Genomic DNA, 18,040 nt, shown 5'->3' with positions numbered 1-18,040 from the left:
ATGTTCAGGTTGATCAGAAATTACTGGAACGTCCTGCGCCGCCCCAGCTTGCACCTTAGCCTGGGCTTCCTGGTGATCGGATCCTTCGTTGCCGGCGTGGTGTTCTGGGGCGGTTTCAACACCGCCATGGAAGCCACCAATACCGAGAAGTTCTGTACCGGTTGCCATGAGATGCGAGACAACGTCTATCCGGAGCTGCAGCGCACCATCCACTTCTCCAACCGCACCGGCGTGCGCGCCAAGTGCTCCGATTGCCACGTTCCGCATGAGTGGACCAGCAAGATCGCCCGCAAGATGCAGGCCTCCAAGGAAGTATGGGGCAAGGTGTTCGGCACCATCGACACCCGCGAGAAGTTCGAGGCGCACCGGCTCCAGCTTGCCGGCAATGAGTGGCGGCGCATGAAGGCCAACAACTCGCTCGAATGCCGCAATTGCCACCAGTTCGATTCGATGGACTTCACCCGCCAGAGCAAACGCGCGGTGGATGCCCATTCGACCCAGCTGGCCAGCGGCGAAAAGACCTGCATCGACTGCCACAAGGGCATCGCGCACACCCTGCCGGACATGTCAGGCGTCAAATAGCTTGCGGTAGGCAGAAGGCGAGCTCTGGAAGGCGGCGCGGAAGTGCAGCCTTAACGACAGCGCGCTGCCAAAGCCGGCCGCCTGCGCCACGGCTTCGATGGAAGCATCGCTGGTCTCGAGCATGCGTTGGGCATGCGCCAGGCGCTGGTTCAGCAACCATTGCTTGAACGAGGTGCCGGTGGCCTGGCGGAAGTGGCGGGTGAAATTGCGGCGGCTCATGGCGGCGCGTTCCGCCAGTGCATCCAGGCTATGCTCTTCCGCGAGGCGATGCTGCACCCATTCCAGCACTTGCGCCAGGCGGCTATCGCTGGCAGTCACCGGGAGCGGGCGATCGATGAACTGGGCCTGCCCGCCCTCGCGATGTGGCGCCACCAACAAGCGGCGCGCCACCATGTTCGCGTAGTCCGCGCCCTGCAGCTTGCGCAGCAGGTAGAGCGAGCAATCCAGGCTCGCAGCGGCACCGGCCGACGTCAGCACATCCCCCTCGTCCACATACAAGACTTCCTCATCGACCTTCACTTGCGGGCAGCGCTCCGCCAACCGGCCGGCAAACGCCCAGTGCGTGGTGACGGTCCGGCCGTCAAGCAGGCCTGCTTCGGCCACTGGGAAGGCGCCCAGGCACAAGCCGACAATGGTCGAACCCCGCGCGTGGGCACGCCGTAGCGCCTGCAGCAATGCCGGCGGCGAAGGACGGCAGTCGTCATGCCAGGTCGGCATGATCACGATGTCCGCCCCGTCCAGGGCACGCAGGCTCCTGGTGTTTGCGATGTCGAATCCGGCGGTCGTGCGCATCGGGCCCTTCTCGGCTGCGCACACCGTCACGTCGTACAAATGCTCGGCGTGCGGCCCGCCGAAAACCAGGCAAGGCACGGACAGGTGGAACGGCGTAATGCCGTCGAAAGCGATAATGGCCACTTTTTTACGCATGGCCCGATTATATCGCATATTGTCTCCCGGGCCACTTTTGCAAATTTGTCCCTGGGCCCAGAATCTCTTCCATCAACAACCCAAATGGAGGAAACACCATGCCACGCCGCGCCCTGATCGTGATCGACGTTCAAAACGAATACTTCACCGGCAAGATGCCGATCGAATACCCACCGGTACAGCAATCGCTGCCCAATATTGTCCAGGCCATGAAGGTGGCGCGCGAAAGCGGCGTGCCGGTGGTGGTGGTGCAGCACGACGTGCCTGCCGGCGCGCCGATTTTTGCGGTGGGATCCGACGGCTGGCAGCTGCATCCGGAAATCGCGGCACTGGGCGCCGACCTTGTCATCAACAAGAAGCTGGCCAGCAGCTTCGCCGGTACAGTCCTGGCGCAATGGCTGGCTGACAATGAGATCGACACGCTGACGATTGCCGGCTACATGACGCACAACTGCAACGCCTCGACCATCATCGAGGCGGCGCATATGGGGCTGGCGGTGGAGTACCTGTCCGACGCCACCGGCTCGCTGCCCTATGAGAACGCAGCCGGTAGCGCGACGGCGGAAGAGATCCACCGCATCTTCAGCGTCGTGTTCCATTCCAACTTCGCGGCCGTGACGACCACGCGCGAATGGGCCGACGCCGTCAGCGCCAGGCGCGCGCTGGCCAAGGACAATATCTACTTGTCCAACTCGCGCGCCCGTGAGCGTTCTGGCCGCGCTGCGCCGGTCTGACGCATCCGTTGTCCAGCCTGCCTGTGCCCATCGTTCTATCCTTCGAACGTATCATGGGCACATGGTGCACGCTGCCCGCGCCCGCGCCCTCGCTATCGGCGCGGGGCAAGCGCAACAAGGGCTTTGCCGACCTGCGGCGGCATACCGACACTGACACTAATCAACACTTCAATGATCCTGGGACTCTCCGGCAGGATCTTCGGCATGTTCTGACGTCATGCGACTACTCGATATACGGCTCAGCGCTTGAGAGCTTACCTACCAGGAAAGCGTCAGCCACCGCCTGCAGCGGCGTGAAGTCGAGGTCCGAACGGCGATTGGCGACGAGGCGCCGGAAATGCTCGTACATCGACGGGTATTCGCGCTCCGGTTCGTCCAGCACTACCTTGCCATTCACTTCCATGATGCGGCCGCCCAGGTGAAGAGCCATGGTGTCGCCTGCGACCGAATCGACGAAGATGCTCCAGGTTTGCTGGCCCGTCTGCAGGAAATCGAACTCCGCATCGATCGGGATGCCCCGTTCACTCACCATCTCCAACTCAGCCTGGATCGGCGCGCTGCAATTCGATGGCACGTGCAAGGCCGCCTTGCGCACCAGCGCACAGCCGCCCAGCAGGTGCGTCAGGATCGACAAGGCGTTGATGCCCGGGTCGAACACGCCCATGCCGCCAGCCTCGAAGATCCATTTCTGGCCTGGATGCCATTGCCGCACGTTTTCCTTCCAGCGGATCCGGACCGATTTGATGGGCCGCTCCAGCATCCAGTTGCGCGCACTTTCCACCGCGGGTGCGAAGCGCGAATGCCAGCCTGCCAGCGCCGTCACACCGTGTTGTGCAGCCATCGCAGCAATAGACGCGGCATCCCCGAGCGTTGCAGCCGGAGGCTTCTCGAGGAACACATGCTTGCCAGCCGCAATCGCCTCGCATGCCAGCTGGTGGCGTACCTGCGGCGGCGTGCAGATCGCCACCGCCTCGATTTCCGGATGGGCTGCCAACATGCTGCCCATATCCGGGTAACGCAACACGCCTTCCGGCGCGCTGGCCGGGGAGCAGCCGGCCACCAGCTCCAGCCCCTGATTGCCGCGAATCGCAGGGAGATGCTGGTCGACTGCGATCTTACCCAAGCCGACCAATCCGATTTTCAATGCCATATCCAAACTCCGTTTAGCGGCCAATATCGACACGATACACCGGTGTCAGCTTCACGCCGCGCAGTTCCGCCAACTGCGCCCGGCCGTTGAAGGCCGGCCGGTGTTCCTTCGGCAGGTAGATCGGCGCGTCAGCCCGCAGCGGCAGCACGGTCAGCGTCAGTGCTGCATGCTCGCTTGCAGGCAGGTTGTGCAAGCCAAACTGCCAGCGCTGGCCGTTGTAATACCAATCGTCCACCATGCGCGTGCCGTCGAACAGGCGTGCCACATCGCCGGTGAAGTCAATCTCCAGCAGCGCCGCGTCGACACCTTTCGGACGGGTCGGGCCGAGCGACAGCTGCCATGCGGCGGAGTTGCCGAAGACTTCAGCGTCCGGCTGGATCGCCGCCCTGGCGTTGCCGCCAATTTTAATCGGCGGGACCGGCTGTGCGGCGCGCAGCTCGCGGGAGGACACCGACAGGCTCTGTTCCGGCAGCGTTGCCTCGACAATCTGGAACAGGCCATCCTTGCCGCCGTCCTTGAGCGCCGTACTGCCCTTGAGCGGCAAAGGCAACGCCGGGAACACTGCAGCGCGGAAGGCTGGCTTGCCCGCCGCGCGCAACACCAGTCGTCCATTGGCGAAGTGGGCCTGGCTATCGCTGATAACCAGGCGGCGCGCGCCCTGCAATTGACCAATCGCCATTTGGCGTGCCTGCTGTTGCGACAGGACCAGCACCGTCACCGGACGCTTGCCGGCACAGTCCAGCCTGAGCGCGGCATGCAGGCCAGGCTGGATGCCATCCACCAGCACGCCCGCCTCCGCATCGGCCAGCCGCCCGCGCGGCGCCTTGACACAGCTGCGCGACACACCGTCCAGCACGAACTCGGGCGCGATGCCATCCTGCGCCGCGAAGACGTACACACTGCCTTCCTGGCCACGCTCCAGCCGCGCAATCGGCTGGACGGTGGCGTATTGCAGGCGGTAGCCATCCAGGTCGAAATTGATCGGCCAGAAGAAGTAGCTGCCGGTCGCGATATCGAGCGGCCGGCGCGGCAGCGTGACGGTTTGCCCGGCCAGCCGGATCGAGAACTGCACCTGCTTCTGCAGCGGCAAAGCATATTGGCGGACGTGGCTGTTGTAGAACAGGAAGGCCTGGTCGCCCTTGCTGCGCACCGACCAGCGCGGCGCCGACAGGTCAGCCGGATCAGCCGGCACATTGACCGGCCTGCGCACCGTCATCGGCGCCAGCCGGGCGCCGAAATCGTTCATGAAGTAATGGAAGGGCCGCAGGTAAGCCAGCACTTCGCGCTGCTGCCCGTCGGGTCCCAGCGGCGCGTTGAAATCATAGTTGATCGCCGGCGTATCGTTATAGCCGCCAGTGCGCGTGCTCTCTTCCATGGTCGTCATGCCGACCGGATTGCGGCCGCCATGGAACATGTAGTAGCCCATCAGGTTGACGCCTGAACCCATCTGCACCGGCAGGGTCGACGCGATATCATCCGGCGACACCAGCGTGCGGCGGCGGTACATGGCCGGCAGGCCGGCACCGTATTCCGCCCCGAGGAAGGGCGTGCGCTCCATATCGGTTTCCGCCGTGCCTTGCTGCGTGGCGCGTGTCTGCGCACCCAGGTCGCCGCTGACGCGCGTGTCGAAGCGGAAGGCATAGGTTTCCTTCGGTGGCAGTTCGGTGGTGCTGGTGGCCCAGGGTTCGTCCTGGTAGCCGCCGAACACCGGCACCACTTCGCCGGACGGATACAGCGTCTGGTCCCAGCCGGTCACGGTGTAGAATGGCACATCGATGCCGGCCTTTACCGCCATGCCCTTCAGCGTGGCAATGTGCTGGGCGCCGCGGTTGGGGCCGGCCAGGTTGTATTCGTTTTCGATCTGCGCGCCGATCACCGGGCCGCCCTGCTTCCACAACAGCCCGTCGACCTGCCGAGCGATCTCGCGGTAGAAGCGGTCCACGTACTTCAGGTACTGCGGATCGTCCTGACGCGTCGGCATGGCGTCGACCACCCAGTCGGGAATGCCGCCGTAGCGCACTTCAGCATGCGACCACGGGCCGACGCGAATCCACACCTCCAGCCCGGCCTTGTTCGCCAACTGGATGAAGCGCCGCAGGTCGCGGTTGCCGCTCCAGTTGAACTTTCCTTCTTTCTCCTCGTGGTGGTTCCAGATGATGTAGCTGGCCACCACATCGATGCCGGCCGATTTCATCTTGGCCAGTTCGGACTCCCAGCTTTCCACCGGGCTGCGCGAGTAATGGAATTCACCCATGACCGGCAACCAGGGCTGGCCGTCGCGCGTCAGGTACTGGTTGTTGATGCCAAGGGCATGGCCGCCTGGTGCGACAGCCGTGCCCATCTTGATATGGCCGGACAAAGGCGCCGGCGCGGGGGCGCTGGCATCGACTGCCAGCACCTGCCCGGCCTGGGCCGCGTGCACGAACGCCATCGCGGCCAGGCAAAGTGTGTTACGGATCATCTGCATGCCTCAATCAAAACTTGTAGCTCAGGCCCAGGTTGTAGCGGCGGCCATATTCCATCACGTTCTGCATGTACGAATTGTTGGACTGGGTTTCCACCACTTTCTGGTTGGTGATGTTGTCCAGGCCCAGGCGCAACTGCAACTGAGGCGTCAGCCATTTCGAGAAGTTGGCGGAGACGTAGGTCTCGGCTGGATTCTCGATCATATAGCCGGCAGTCCAGCGCGGCATGCGCACGAAGGCGCTATGGTAGTTGGCGGACAGGCGCGCTTCGTAGCCTGCCTTTTCGTACCACAGGGTCAGGCCGCCGTTACGCTTCATCAGGCCCACCATCGGGTAGTCGTTGGTGTACTCCTGGATGTCGCTGTCGTTGTACGAGAAGTTCGCGGCCACGCCCAGTCCGTCGAACGGCGCCGGCAGGTTGGTGAAGGCATGCTGGGCCACCAGCTCCAGGCCCCGCACATTGCCACCCTTGCCGTTCACTGAGCGGGTCAGGGTTGCTGCGCGGCCGTTGACGGTGGTGTTGTCGGTGGTGATGCCGATATAGTCGGACACCCTTTTGTAGAACACGCCAGCCGACAGCAGCGATCCCTTGTCGAAGTAGTACTGCCACGACAAGTCGACCTGGTTCGACATCATCGGCAGCAAGCCCGGGTTACCGGCGCTGCCGGTGACCGGCTGCTGCGAACCGGGATTGGTGTCGATCGCCAGTTGGCGCGAGGCGCGCATCTCATCCATCGGCGCACGCGACATGGCGCGCGCAACGCTGAAACGCATCTGCTGCTTTTGCGACTGGTCCAGGTTGAAGATCAGGTTAACGCTGGGCAGCACGCGGGTGTATGATGCGCCGCCCTCCGCCGCGGTTGGCGCGGCGCCGTTGATCGACTCCATGCCGCTGCCGGTCTGGCTGGTGTGCACCACGCGCACGCCGGCATTGCCGCGGAAGGTCTTGCCGAACAACTCGCCTTCCAGGTCTGCCTGGGCGTAGACGCTGCTGTTCTTTTCCTTGACCTTCCAACCGGCCAGCAAGTCGTTCGCGCTCGGTGTGCGGCCATCCCGGCTGAACGCGTCGGCGCCCCACAGGCGGGTGGCGGTGCCAGTAAAATCTTTCAGTACGATGAACGGCGCGAAGCCGGACACGCTCACCGTGTCGTAAGCCGAAACCGGGATGGCCGTAGCGGAAGCCAGGTTCCAGGTGGCCTGGTGGTATTTCTTCTCGCGGTCGGCGAAGCGCGCGCCGAACTTGATGCGGTTCACGACGCCGGCATCGAGCGGGCGCCAAGCGCTCAATTGCGCGGAACTCAGGCGGTCGTCGACGTGGCCGTCGGTATCGACGTACAGGGTCGGGTTGCCGAAGGCTGCCGGATTGCCGGAATCATGGCTGAAGCTGAAGTCCTGGGTTTCGTCGCCGGTGAAAGCCCATTTGATGGTGCCATTGTTCAGGGCGGACTGGCGCACGTCGCGCCAGGCGCTGTCACGGCCGGCCGAGGAAGTGGCAACGTCGGCATCCACCTTCCACTCGCCGACGTTGAATTTGCCGTTCAGGCCCGCAGCCAGGTTGTCCATGTCCTGCGTCCACAGCGTGCTGTTGGTGGTCAGGCCGACGTTGTTCACAGTGGCACCGACCACATAGCCGTTGCGGATATCGAGGTTCGAATAGTTGGCGCTTTGCCAGCCATCCCAGTTCCCCAGGTCGCCGGTCCAATGCGACATGGCAGGTTCGCGGATCCTGTTCTTGGCGTAGTACACGTCGGCGGTAATCATCGCATCCGGGCTGGCCTTCCATTCCACCTTGCCCAGCACGCTGCCACGCTCATTGGTGCCGCGCTTCAGTTCAGTCTCAAAGCCCCATGGCGTCTTGTCCACCTTGCCGTCACCATCGATGTCGGCCGAGTGGTCTTGGTTGAAGCCCCAATGGTTCTTGCGCTTCTCCACCGAAGGCTGCTTCTGGTAGCTGAATGCCAGCGCCACGCCAACGTTCCTGTCGGCGAACTGGTCGATGTAGATGCCGCCCAGGCGCGGACGGACCGACTTCGCATCGAGGTCGCGCGCTTCCTCGTAGTACAGCGCGTCGGCCTTCAACGAAGCCCGGCGGCCGTTGTACTTGAGCGGCGAAACGGTCTGCAGGTCGATGCTGGAGGCGACGCCGCCTTCGACCAGGTCGGCATTCTGGGTCTTGTAGACGATGGCACCGGACAGCGACTCGGATGGAAACTGCTCGAAACGCACTGCCCGATTCGGCTCGGACGATGCCAGCTCGCGGCCATTCAGGGTCGCCCCGATGAAGCGCTCGCCCATGCCGCGCGCCACGATCTGGCTGGCATTGCCGCGATCCAGGCCGGCAGCCAGGCCAGGCAGGCGGGCCAGCGATTCGGCAATGGTGGTATCGGGCAGCTTGCCGATGTCTTCGGAAGCGACGACTTCCACCATGCTGTTCGAGTTTTCCTTGACGCTCAGCGCGCTGCGCACCGACGCGCGAATGCCGGAGACAGTGACTTTCTGGACCGATGGTTCCTCGGCCTGCTGCGCAAAGGCAGCGGGAATTGCAGGGAGCAGGAACAACGACTTCACCAGCAAACTGATTTTCTTCTGCTTCATGATTCTTTTATCTTCTCCGTAGTTCTTATGTGATTTTTTGTGTTACCAGAGTGCCCCATAGATAACGGCCAGCAGCACGCACACCACGGCCGATCCGATGGCAAAGCCGCGATCCACCCGGAACAGTTGGCGGTCGACCACCATGGCCTTTGCCTCGCCATCACGCCTTCCCATCAGGCTGATCAGCACCATGCCGGCCACGACGGCCCAGAACACCAGGAACATGCGGTCGATGAAGGGGATCTCGTAGATACCGCTGCCGTTGTCGGCAGCGAAGCCGATCGGCGCCAGGAAGTGCAAGTCCATCATCGTTGGCAGGAATTTGAGGATGATGGAGAACACCAGTCCACCCACCGTTGCAAACATGGCGGCCGCATTGGTCGCCTTCTTCCAGAAGAAACCAAGCAGGAACATGGCCAGGATGCCCGGCGAGACAAAGCCGGTGTATTCCTGGATGTACTGGAACCCGCCCTTCTTGTCGATGCCCAGCATCGGTGCGATCAGCACCGCAATTGCCATCGACGCCACCACGGTAAGGCGGCCGACCCACACCATGCGTTCTTCGCTCGCTGCGGGTGCAAATTTCTTACGATAGATATCCAAAGTGAAAATGGTGGCGATGCTGTTTGCCTTGCCGGCCAGCGAGGCCACCACCGCTGCGGTCAGGGCCGCAAACGCCACGCCGCGCAAGCCGTCCGGCAGCAATGCCAGCAGGGTTGGATAGGCGCGGTCAGGATTCAGTTCGCCACCCTCGCGCAAGGCACCGCCCAAAGCGCCCGCCTGGTCCAGGGCGAAGGCCGCGATACCGGGCAGCACCACGATCACGGGCATCAGCAATTTCAGGAAGGCGGCAAACAACAGGCCTTTGCGCGCGGTCGGCAGGTCGGCGCCCAGCGCGCGCTGCGTGATGTACTGGTTGCAGCCCCAGTAATTCAGGTTGGCGATCCAGATGCCGCCCAACAGGATGCTCAGTCCCGGCAAATCCATATAGCTCGGGTGATCGCGCGTCAGCACCATGTCGAAGTGGCCGCGGGCACGGGCGAACAGTTCGGTCGTTCCATGCAGCGCACCTTTGCCACCGCCCAGGCTTGCCACCAGGTCGAGTGCGATCCAGGTGGTCACCAGGCCGCCGATCACCAGGCACACCACCTGGATCACGTCGGTGTAGCCGATCACCTTCATGCCGCCCAGGGTAATGACTGTCGCGAACACCGCCAGGAACAGCATGCAGGCACCCACGCTCAAGCCGGAAATACTGCTGATCGCGATGGCGCCGAGGTAGAGGATGGAAGTCAGGTTGACCACGATGTACAAGCCAAGCCAGAACAGCGCCATGGTCATCGCCACGCCCTTGCCATAGCGCTGCTCGAGGAACTGCGGCATGGTGTAGATGTGATTCTTCAGGTAGACCGGCATGAAGAACACGGCCACGATCACCAGCGTGGCCGCCGCCATCAGCTCATACACTGCGATGGCCATGCCGATCTTGAAGCCGGAACCGCTCATGCCGATGAACTGCTCGGCGGAGATATTCGAAGCGATCAGCGAAGCGCCGATAGCCCACCAGGTCAGCGAGCCTTCGGCCAGGAAGTAGTCGCGCGAGGCCGAGCCGGAGCTGCTGTTCTTACGGCGGTAGACCCAGATGCCGTAAGCCGCGACCACGGCAAAATAGATGAGGAAGACTACGGAGTCGAGCGAAGTGATTTTCATGGGGATGCGTCTCTGTTTGCAAAAGTATGGGGAAACATTTGCTTATCATTAATATGTGTAGATTAACGAATCGGCTATTCCGTAGATATGAGGAATAACCATTAAGCTATGATTTTATGGAATAGCTCAGCCAATTGAATGCCCCGCACGAATGAGAATGAGAATCATTCTTGTTGATTTTGGTAGTCAAACTCCATAAAATTCGCCTCTCCGGTGTTTATTCGACAAGTTGAGGGGTTATGGAGTCTTTCGAGGGACCTGTTGATTGGAGCGCGATGTTCGCGGCGCACCGCCCGGCGCTGCAACGCGCCGCCTTCAAGGTGCTTGGCAATGTCGAACGCGCCCAGGACGTGGTGCAGGACACTTACCTGAAGCTGTCCGAAGCCGGCCATGCTTTCGACGCCCGCCAGCCGCTGGCCTACCTGTTCCAGGTGGTGCGCAACCTGGCCATCGACGCGCAGCGGCGCGCGGCGCTTGAAGCCAGGGTATTCGTCGATGAAGAAGACGGCTTGCAAGTCCCGGCTGGCGCCGGCACCCCCGAGTCGCTGACGGTCAGCCGGCAGGATTTGCGCATCGTGGCCGCTGCCCTTGCCGCCCTTCCCGATCGCACGCGCCAGGCGTTCGAACTGCACCGGCTTGGCGGCCACACCCAGCGCGAGATTGCCGAACAGTTTGGCGTTTCGGTCACCCTGGTCAACTTCATGATCCGCGATGCGATGACCGCCTGCGCCAACGCCTTGTATCAAGCAGGGCGATAAAGTCCGGCGTCACTTTCCTGTCATATACAATGCCAGCTTGTACTCATCGGCATTGTTTGTTTCCATGACAAATCCTCGCGAAAACAATCCGGTCTGGCAGGCTGCGCTGGACTGGGTGCTCCGTGCACATGCGCAGCCAATTGACGCAAGCACCGCGTCGGACCTGACTGCCTGGCTGGAGCGGGATCCTGCCCACCGCAAGGCATATGAAGAAGCGTCGCGTGTCTGGCTGCTGACCGGGCTCGTGCCGCCGGCTGAACAGCCGGGCGAATAAAAAAACCTGACATTCTCTTAAACATTCCCAAGCCTGCTTCGTCATCGTAAATGAGAATCATTCAGTAAAGCTGAATGGTGCCATTTCTACCGACGAGAGGAAGCAGCTTGATGGAACTACTGATACTCGCCCATGCCCCGAACCGCGTTCTGGAGCAGGGATTCCTGGCTGCCGTAGCTGAACTTCAGCTGAAGGCAACCATCCTGACCGACTGCGTCAGGGAGCATATCGTTCGCGCCAAGGACTCGCCGCTGTACGGCGAAGCCGACCTGGCCGAGTGCGACGTTTTCAATCCGCTGGCCGTGGCGCGCTTTGTATCCGTTCATGGCAAGCGCTTCTCCGGCGTCGTGGCGGCCGACGCCGCGCTGCATGCTTCGGCGGCGATCTGCGCGGCCTACTTCGGGCTGCCGGGCCCGGCCTGGCGTAGCGCCCTGCGGCACGACCAGCGCCTGGATGCAGTGCGTTCACCGCGTCACCAGCGCCGCATCATCGATTGCACCGAGCCGGCCGGCGCGCTTGGCGCCGACTGGTTCCCCGCCACGGTGCAGGCGCTGGAAGGCGGTGCCGGGACGGGCGGTGCGCTGGTGCGCAATGCCGCCGAACTGCAGCGGCTATTGGAGCAGCTGCGCCATGGCTACGCACTGGTTGAAAAATACCGCGAAGACGAAGAAGTGTACGCGCTGGATGCGCTGGCGACGCCCGATGGTTTCACCATCCTGGGCGGCAGCCGCATTGAATTCGACCGCGACAACGTGCGTACCAAGCGCGTGCAGTCCTTCATGCAGCGCCCTCCCCGTTGCGACGAGCTGCTGCTGCAGTTGCTGGCCCATGAGCTGGGCAACGGCCGCCATCACATCGAATATGGCGTGTCGGGCGCCGGCGTGCGCATCCGTGAAATCCACAACGGCCTGCACGACGACGAATCCGAACTCGCGCTGGACGACCAGCTTGACGGCAAGCTGTTCGTCGAGGTGGTGAAGGCCAGCATCGGCACGCCGGTCAAGCCCTTGCACCTGCTGCATATCGACGCGCGACAGGCGCCGGCAATGGAAGCGGCGGCATGAACGTACCAACCCTGTCCGCTTCGCGCGTGATCGCCGACCAGGCGGCCATGCATGCCCTGCTGAACTGCCTGCTCAAGGAGTTCGCACTGCCGATGTCGCTGCTGGCCGATGACTGGCGCGAGCAGCCGCTCGGCCTGCCGTTCCAGCTCTATCGCCGCCTGCAATCACCGCAGGTGGTGCCGTTGATGATCCGCATGCCGGATGGCGTGCAGTTCATCGTGCTGGCCGACCGCAAGGATACGCTGGGCAGCCAGGTTTGCCTGTCGAGCGTATTCGGCAAGCGCCCCGGCATGCGTTGGCAAGTCCTGTCGCCTGCGCTGATGGCTGAATCCATGCTGGAAAGCTGCAGCGCGATCACGCAACAGGCCAACCCGGAATTGATGACGCAGATTATCGCCAGCCGCGACCTGAAACGCGCCGTGACCGCGCACTTCGCGGGCCGGGAGATCGCGCCGCTGTCGGACTATATCGCCAGCGAACAATGCCTGTGGTACGGCCATCCCGCGCAGGTCGCCCCGAAAGCCAGGCTATGGCCCGCATCGCTGCGCCAGGAAGAAGTGTCGCCGGAATTCAGGGCCGAGGTGCGCCTCCACCTGTTTGAAGTGCCGCTGGACGGGCTGTGGATCGCGGCCAACGGCATGTCGCAACAACAGGCGCTGGCGGCCTTTGCCGACCAGGACGCCGCCCGTCCGGGGCGCGCCATCATCAGCATGCATCCGATCCAGGCGGAGCTGTTCCGCGCCGACCCGCGCGTGCAGCGCCTGCTGGCGATGCAGTGCATCCGCGACCTGGGGCGCAGCGGCTTCCTGTCCCACCCAACGGCATCGGTGCGCACCATGTATGTGCGCGATCACGGTTACTTCATCAAGGGTTCGCTGAACGTCCGCATCACCAACTGCGTGCGCAAGAACGCCTGGTATGAACTGGAAAGCGCCCTGCTGATCGACCGCCACCTGCAACGCCTGGCCACCGAAAATGCTGCCACCACCGGCGGCCTCGATACGGTGCCGGAACCGGCTGCAATGAGCTGGTCCCCGCCCGGCCTGCCGGCGGAAGACAGCATCTGGTTCCGCGAACAGACCGGTGCCATCCTGCGCCGGAACTTCTGCCTGGAAGAAGGCGAACGGAATTGCCTGATGGCCGGGACCATGTTCGGCCGCGACCTCAGGCTGCAATCGAACGTGCTCGCCTTCCTGGAACAGCAACTGGGCCACTCTCCAGGCGACGAGCAGCTGTTGCGCTGGTTCGCAAGCTATGCGGCGTTGCTGCTGCGGCCAGTGATGAACATGTTCTTCCACCACGGGGTGATCTTCGAGCCGCATCTGCAGAACACGGTGCTGGTGCACCGCGACGGCCATCCGGCGAAGGTACTGCTGCGCGACTACGAGGGCGTCAAGTTGACGGCGGAACACGGCATGCAGGCGGTTCCTGGCGAGATGCACCCTCGCGTGCGCCAGTCGCTGGAGTATCCGCGCGCACAGGGCTGGAAGCGCATCACCTACTGCCTGTTCGTCAACAACCTGTCGGAAGCCATCCTGGCACTGAGCCACGCGCAGCCCGCCCTGGCGCCTGCGATGTGGCAACTGGTGCGGGAGGAACTGGAAAGCATTCGCGCCACGTTGCAAGCGCCGGCGCCGGAGCTCGATGACCTGCTGGCCGGTGCCGCCATCCCGTGCAAGACGAATTTCCGAATCAGGCTTGCCGCAGCCGCCGACAAGTTCGCCGGCTATGTGCAACTGCAGGCGCCATGGGAGGTACCGCAATGACGAACTTGCCGCAAGCTGTCGCGGCGAAGGCACGCACCCTGGCTGCCGCGGCGGGCGATCCCGTCAGCGCCTTCATTTACGACCTGCCGGCCTTGCGCCGCCATGTGCAGTGGATGAAGTCCTGCCTGCCGTCCGGCGTCGAGCTGTATTACGCCATCAAGGCCAACAGCGAGGCGCCGATCCTGCAAGCCCTGGAGCCGTTTGTGGACGGTTTCGAGATTTCCTCCGGCGGCGAGATCGCACGCGTGCGGCAATGCAGCGGCACGCATAACTTCGTCTTCTCCGGGCCCGGCAAGCTGAATTCGGACCTCGAGCAAGCGATGCTGAACGGCGTGGAAATGATCCATGTCGAGAGCCTGGATGAAATCCGCCGCCTCGACAAGATTGCCGCGCGCATGGGCCGCCGCCAGCCGGTCCTGGTGCGCATCAACCCATCGCTGCCGCCGCAACTGGCCACCAAGCTGTCCATGGCCGGTGCGCCGACGCCGTTCGGCATCGATGAAAGCGAGCTGCCGGCAGCCGTTGCGCTGGTGGAGCAATGCGTGCACCTGGAACTGCATGGCTTCCACGTGCACGCCATGTCGCACCAGCTCGACGTGGCGCGCCATATCCAGCTACTGGACTGGTACCTCGACAAATGGCCGCAATGGAAGGCACTGGCCCGCAACGGCGAACGGGTGCGCTGCCTGAATGCGGGCGGCGGCATGGGCGTGAATTACCTGCAGCCAGCGCAGTTCGACTGGCCGCAACTGTGCCGCCACTTGGCACAGCGCCTGGCGGCGGATACGCACGCGCCGCGCCTGCGTTTCGAACCAGGCCGCTTTGTCAGCGCCTTCTGCGGCTACTACCTGATGCAGGTGCTGGACCTGAAGCATAGCCACGGCAAAGGCTTCGCCGTCTGCCGCGGCGGCACCCACCAGTTCCGGCTGCCGGCAGCACAGGCTCACGACCATCCGGTACTGCACCTGCCTGCCGCAACATCCGCCGCTGCGGCTGCAGGCGAGACCGAATGGACCGTGGTCGGCCAGCTTTGCACGCCAAAAGACGTGCTGGCGCGCGACGCCGCCCTGCCCGGGCTGGCCATCGGCGACCTGCTGTTGCTGCCTCTGGCAGGCGCCTACGGCTTCAATATTTCGCACGCCGATTTTCTCTGTCATCCGCGCCCGGACCAGGTTTTCCTGGACCAGGCCGAATCCGAAACAACTCTACAATGGAGTGAAACTCATGCTGCACACGCTTGTTCCTGAACGCGCGGGAAACCGGTCTTTGCTCGATAGCCAGGCCGCTCGCGAATCCAACGCCCGCTCCTATCCGCGCCGCCTGCCGCTTGCCATCCAGCGCGCGGAAGGCATCCATGTGACCGACATGGATGGCAAGTCCTATTACGACTGCCTGGCTGGTGCCGGCACGCTGGCCCTCGGCCATAACCATCCGGTTGTGGTGGACGCCATCAAGGCAACCCTGGACCGGAAGCTGCCGCTGCATACGCTGGACATCACCACGCCGCTGAAGGAAGCCTTCGTCGACGAATTGTTCGCCAGCCTGCCGCAGGAGTTCGCGCAGGATGCGCGCGTGCACTTCTGCGCTCCGACCGGCGCCGACGCCATCGAGGCCGCGGTCAAGCTGGCCAAGATCGCCACCGGCCGCAGCGGCGTGCTGTCCTTCCACGGCGGCTACCACGGCTCCACCCATGCCACCATGAGCCTCAGCGGCACCCTGCACCAGAAAGGCGACATTCCGGGCTTGATGCCCGAAGTGCAGTTCCTGCCTTACCCCTATTCCTACCGCTGCCCCTTCGGCGTCGGCGGCGAGCAGGGACACCAGCTCAGCGCGCGCTACATCCGCAACCTGCTGGGCGATCCGGAAAGCGGCGTGCGCCCGCCTGCGGCGATGATCCTGGAAGTGGTGCAGGGAGAAGGCGGCGCCATTCCCGCGCCGCTTGAATGGCTGCGCGAGATGCGCCGCATCACCGAGGAGCACGGCATCCTGCTGATCATCGACGAGGTGCAGACCGGCTTCGGCCGCACCGGCAAGCTGTTCGCCTTCGAACATGCCGGCATCGTGCCGGACATCCTGGTGCTGTCCAAGGCCATTGGCGGCAGCCTGCCCTTGTCGGTACTGGTCTACCGCAAGCAGTTCGACTGCTGGAAGCCAGGAGCCCACATCGGCACCTTCCGCGGCAACCAGCTCGCCATGGCCGCCGGCCTGGCCAGCCTGCAATACATCCGCCGCGAACAATTGGTCGAACAAGCAGCCAAGCGCGGTAGCCAGCTGACGGCGCTGCTGCAGGCGCTGCAGGCCGAAGTGCCGCAGATCGGCGACGTGCGAGGGCGCGGCCTGATGATCGGCGTCGAGATCGTCGACGGCCAGGGCAAGACCGATGCGCTCGGGCTGCCGCTGGCCGACCCGGCGCTGGCCAGCGCCATCCAGCGCAAGTGCTTCCAGAAGGGACTGATCCTGGAACTAGGCGGCCGCCACGGCGCCGTGGTGCGCTTCCTGCCGCCGCTGATCATCACCGAGGCGCAGGTCGACATCGTCGCCGGCATCTTCGCCGAAGCGGTACGCGAGGCCGCCTGCGCACCGGAATCGGTCAGCGCCGCCGCATGAGCATCTGGTCGTCCGAAGCTGCCGCGCGCTGGCTGGTCGCCGCTACCGCGCTCCTCGGCACGGTGACGGTCAGCCTGAACAACACCGCGCTGAACCCGGCCATCCCGCAGTTCATCACGGTGTTCGGCATCGACGCCGTGGCGGCAAGCTGGGTCATCACGGCGTTCATGATCTGCATGGGCATGACCATGCCGGCGACAGCCTGGCTGGGCAACCGCTTCGGCAAGAAGCGTGTCTACCTGACCGGCCTGGCGCTGTTCCTGGCCGGCTCCTGCATCGGCACCCTGGCGCCATCGATGGCGTGGGTGATTGCGGCACGCTGCATCCAGGGCGTGGCCGGCGGCCTGATGATCCCCCTGTCGCTGGCGCTCGTATTCGAGGTCTATCCGAAGGAGGAACGCGGCCGTATCAGCGGGTGGTGGGGCATGGCCGTGATGCTGGCTCCGGCCGTGGGCCCGCTGGTCGGCGGCCTGCTGGTGCAATTCAGCAGCTGGCACGTGCTGTTTGCCTTCAACATCCCGGTGGGCCTGGCCGGCTGGATCATCGGCTGGCATTGGCTGCCCTCGCCGGCGGCGCGCACGCCGCTGAAATTCGACTGGCAGGGCTTCCTGCTGGCGACGCTGGGCGTGGGCATCCTGCTGGCAGCCTTGAGCCGCGTGAAAGGCGTCGCAGGCATCAGCGATCCCTTCAACATTGCCCTGGTCGTGGCAGCCCTGCTTTGCTTGGCGTGCTTCGTGCGGGTGGAACTGCGCCAGCCGGCCCCGCTGCTCAACCTGCGCATCTTTGCCGAGCCAAGCTACAGCTTGAGCGTGGTGGTGGTAGCGGTCCAGTCGGTGGGCATGTTCGGCAGCGTAGTACTGCTGCCGCTGCTGGTACAGACGGTGCTGGGCCACGGTGCCGGCTGGAGCGGCCTTGCCCTGTTTGCCACCGCTGTGACGGCTGGCCTGTGCTCCACGCTGGGAGGACGTCTTCTGGACAAGCATGGTCCGCGCGCCGGCGTGGCGGCAGGCCTGGTGTGCAGCGCGTTGGCAACCATGGGGCTTGGGCTGGCTGGAGCACAGGCATCGCTCTGGCTGGTCGTGGCCCTGATGGCGGCGCGTGGCGTCGGGCTGGGACTGTCCTATATGCCCGTCACCACCGCCGGCCTGAATGCAATCCCGGAGCACCTGGTCACCGAAGGCGCGGCCATGAACAACATCCTGCGGCGCATCATCGCCTCGCTGGCCGTGGTGGCGGTGTCGCTCTACTTCGAACTGCGGCGCGCCCAGTTGGGTGACGGCACCGCACTCAAGGAAATCTTTATCGCAATCGGCCTGCTGCTGCTGGCAACCGTACCGGTCGCCCTGCTATTCCCGAAGCCCGGCAACGCGGCGCGTCCTGCGACGGCGGCCGCAGGCTCTCTTTAATC

General features: G+C 63.8%; 14 protein-coding genes. 9 read left to right on the top strand and 5 right to left on the bottom strand.

Annotated features, from left to right (window positions below; genetic code table 11):
- Entirely contained in the window at positions 1-582 is a 582-nt protein-coding gene (locus tag BM269_RS19190; protein WP_090440520.1) for a cytochrome c3 family protein, read from the top strand.
- Here BM269_RS19190 and BM269_RS19185 read toward each other — a convergent pair.
- Positions 568-1,527 carry a GlxA family transcriptional regulator gene (locus BM269_RS19185; protein ID WP_229204705.1) on the bottom strand — a complete coding sequence of 320 codons (960 nt, stop codon included), beginning with the start codon at positions 1,525-1,527 and terminating at the stop codon, positions 568-570. The two genes, BM269_RS19190 and BM269_RS19185, sit on opposite strands and share 15 nt — an antisense overlap.
- Before the next feature lie 80 nt (positions 1,528-1,607).
- Between BM269_RS19185 and BM269_RS19180 the strand changes: the two genes are divergently transcribed.
- Entirely contained in the window at positions 1,608-2,243 is a 636-nt protein-coding gene (locus tag BM269_RS19180) for a cysteine hydrolase family protein (protein WP_090440514.1), read from the top strand.
- Between the two features lie 223 nt (positions 2,244-2,466).
- Here BM269_RS19180 and BM269_RS19175 read toward each other — a convergent pair whose 3' ends face one another.
- Genes BM269_RS19175 through BM269_RS19160 form a run of 4 tightly spaced genes read right to left on the bottom strand, consistent with a single transcriptional unit; the run spans position 2,467 to position 10,163 of the window.
- Positions 2,467-3,399, bottom strand: a complete 933-nt coding sequence (locus BM269_RS19175) for a Gfo/Idh/MocA family protein (RefSeq protein WP_211482726.1) — start codon at positions 3,397-3,399, stop codon at positions 2,467-2,469.
- 7 nt (positions 3,400-3,406) lie between these two features.
- Complete coding sequence (locus BM269_RS19170; RefSeq protein WP_229204704.1) at positions 3,407-5,860, bottom strand: beta-galactosidase; 2,454 nt, start codon at positions 5,858-5,860, stop codon at positions 3,407-3,409.
- 7 nt (positions 5,861-5,867) lie between these two features.
- The gene (locus BM269_RS19165; RefSeq protein ID WP_090440508.1) at positions 5,868-8,453 is read right to left on the bottom strand and encodes a TonB-dependent receptor; all 2,586 of its coding nucleotides are present in this window, start codon (positions 8,451-8,453) and stop codon (positions 5,868-5,870) included.
- A gap of 42 nt (positions 8,454-8,495) precedes the next feature.
- On the bottom strand, positions 8,496-10,163 hold the full coding sequence (locus BM269_RS19160; RefSeq protein WP_090440505.1) for a sodium:solute symporter family transporter: 1,668 nt from the start codon (positions 10,161-10,163) through the stop codon (positions 8,496-8,498).
- Between the two features lie 239 nt (positions 10,164-10,402).
- Between BM269_RS19160 and BM269_RS19155 the strand changes: the two genes are divergently transcribed.
- The 7 genes from BM269_RS19155 to BM269_RS19125 all read left to right on the top strand — a co-directional run bounded on the left by BM269_RS19155 (position 10,403) and on the right by BM269_RS19125 (position 18,038).
- Entirely contained in the window at positions 10,403-10,921 is a 519-nt protein-coding gene (locus BM269_RS19155) for an RNA polymerase factor sigma-70 (RefSeq protein WP_090440500.1), read from the top strand.
- 64 nt (positions 10,922-10,985) lie between these two features.
- Positions 10,986-11,195 (top strand): FecR/PupR family sigma factor regulator, encoded by a 210-nt coding sequence (locus BM269_RS19150; RefSeq protein ID WP_090440496.1) that lies wholly within the window; start codon positions 10,986-10,988, stop codon positions 11,193-11,195.
- A gap of 110 nt (positions 11,196-11,305) precedes the next feature.
- Entirely contained in the window at positions 11,306-12,259 is a 954-nt protein-coding gene (locus BM269_RS19145; RefSeq protein WP_090440493.1) for an ATP-grasp domain-containing protein, read from the top strand.
- Positions 12,256-14,025, top strand: coding sequence for an IucA/IucC family protein (locus BM269_RS19140; protein WP_090440490.1), 1,770 nt, complete (start codon positions 12,256-12,258; stop codon positions 14,023-14,025). Before BM269_RS19145 ends, BM269_RS19140 begins: the two co-directional genes overlap by 4 nt.
- Positions 14,022-15,272, top strand: a complete 1,251-nt coding sequence (locus tag BM269_RS19135; RefSeq protein WP_211482725.1) for a type III PLP-dependent enzyme — start codon at positions 14,022-14,024, stop codon at positions 15,270-15,272. The genes BM269_RS19140 and BM269_RS19135 overlap by 4 nt, the downstream gene beginning before the upstream one ends.
- Positions 15,250-16,632 carry a diaminobutyrate--2-oxoglutarate transaminase gene (locus BM269_RS19130; RefSeq protein WP_090440484.1) on the top strand — a complete coding sequence of 461 codons (1,383 nt, stop codon included), beginning with the start codon at positions 15,250-15,252 and terminating at the stop codon, positions 16,630-16,632. Before BM269_RS19135 ends, BM269_RS19130 begins: the two co-directional genes overlap by 23 nt.
- Positions 16,629-18,038, top strand: a complete 1,410-nt coding sequence (locus BM269_RS19125; RefSeq protein WP_090440481.1) for a DHA2 family efflux MFS transporter permease subunit — start codon at positions 16,629-16,631, stop codon at positions 18,036-18,038. The genes BM269_RS19130 and BM269_RS19125 overlap by 4 nt, the downstream gene beginning before the upstream one ends.
- Positions 18,039-18,040 lie beyond the last annotated feature (2 nt).

Source organism: Duganella sp. CF458, assembly GCF_900113115.1.
In the GTDB taxonomy this organism is placed as follows: Bacteria; Pseudomonadota; Gammaproteobacteria; order Burkholderiales; family Burkholderiaceae_D; genus Rugamonas.
Note: the sequence above shows the minus strand (reverse complement) of the source record. Positions and strands in the feature narration are given on the sequence as shown.

Coding starts and splice junctions, on each gene's coding strand:
- BM269_RS19190 (WP_090440520.1), top strand. CDS start 1: ATGTTCAGGTTGATCAGAAATTACTGGAACGTCCTGCGCCGCCCCAGC.
- BM269_RS19185 (WP_229204705.1), bottom strand. CDS start 1,527: ATGCGATATAATCGGGCCATGCGTAAAAAAGTGGCCATTATCGCTTTC.
- BM269_RS19180 (WP_090440514.1), top strand. CDS start 1,608: ATGCCACGCCGCGCCCTGATCGTGATCGACGTTCAAAACGAATACTTC.
- BM269_RS19170 (WP_229204704.1), bottom strand. CDS start 5,860: ATGCAGATGATCCGTAACACACTTTGCCTGGCCGCGATGGCGTTCGTG.
- BM269_RS19165 (WP_090440508.1), bottom strand. CDS start 8,453: ATGAAGCAGAAGAAAATCAGTTTGCTGGTGAAGTCGTTGTTCCTGCTC.
- BM269_RS19160 (WP_090440505.1), bottom strand. CDS start 10,163: ATGAAAATCACTTCGCTCGACTCCGTAGTCTTCCTCATCTATTTTGCC.
- BM269_RS19155 (WP_090440500.1), top strand. CDS start 10,403: ATGGAGTCTTTCGAGGGACCTGTTGATTGGAGCGCGATGTTCGCGGCG.
- BM269_RS19150 (WP_090440496.1), top strand. CDS start 10,986: ATGACAAATCCTCGCGAAAACAATCCGGTCTGGCAGGCTGCGCTGGAC.
- BM269_RS19145 (WP_090440493.1), top strand. CDS start 11,306: ATGGAACTACTGATACTCGCCCATGCCCCGAACCGCGTTCTGGAGCAG.
- BM269_RS19140 (WP_090440490.1), top strand. CDS start 12,256: ATGAACGTACCAACCCTGTCCGCTTCGCGCGTGATCGCCGACCAGGCG.
- BM269_RS19135 (WP_211482725.1), top strand. CDS start 14,022: ATGACGAACTTGCCGCAAGCTGTCGCGGCGAAGGCACGCACCCTGGCT.
- BM269_RS19130 (WP_090440484.1), top strand. CDS start 15,250: ATGCTGCACACGCTTGTTCCTGAACGCGCGGGAAACCGGTCTTTGCTC.
- BM269_RS19125 (WP_090440481.1), top strand. CDS start 16,629: ATGAGCATCTGGTCGTCCGAAGCTGCCGCGCGCTGGCTGGTCGCCGCT.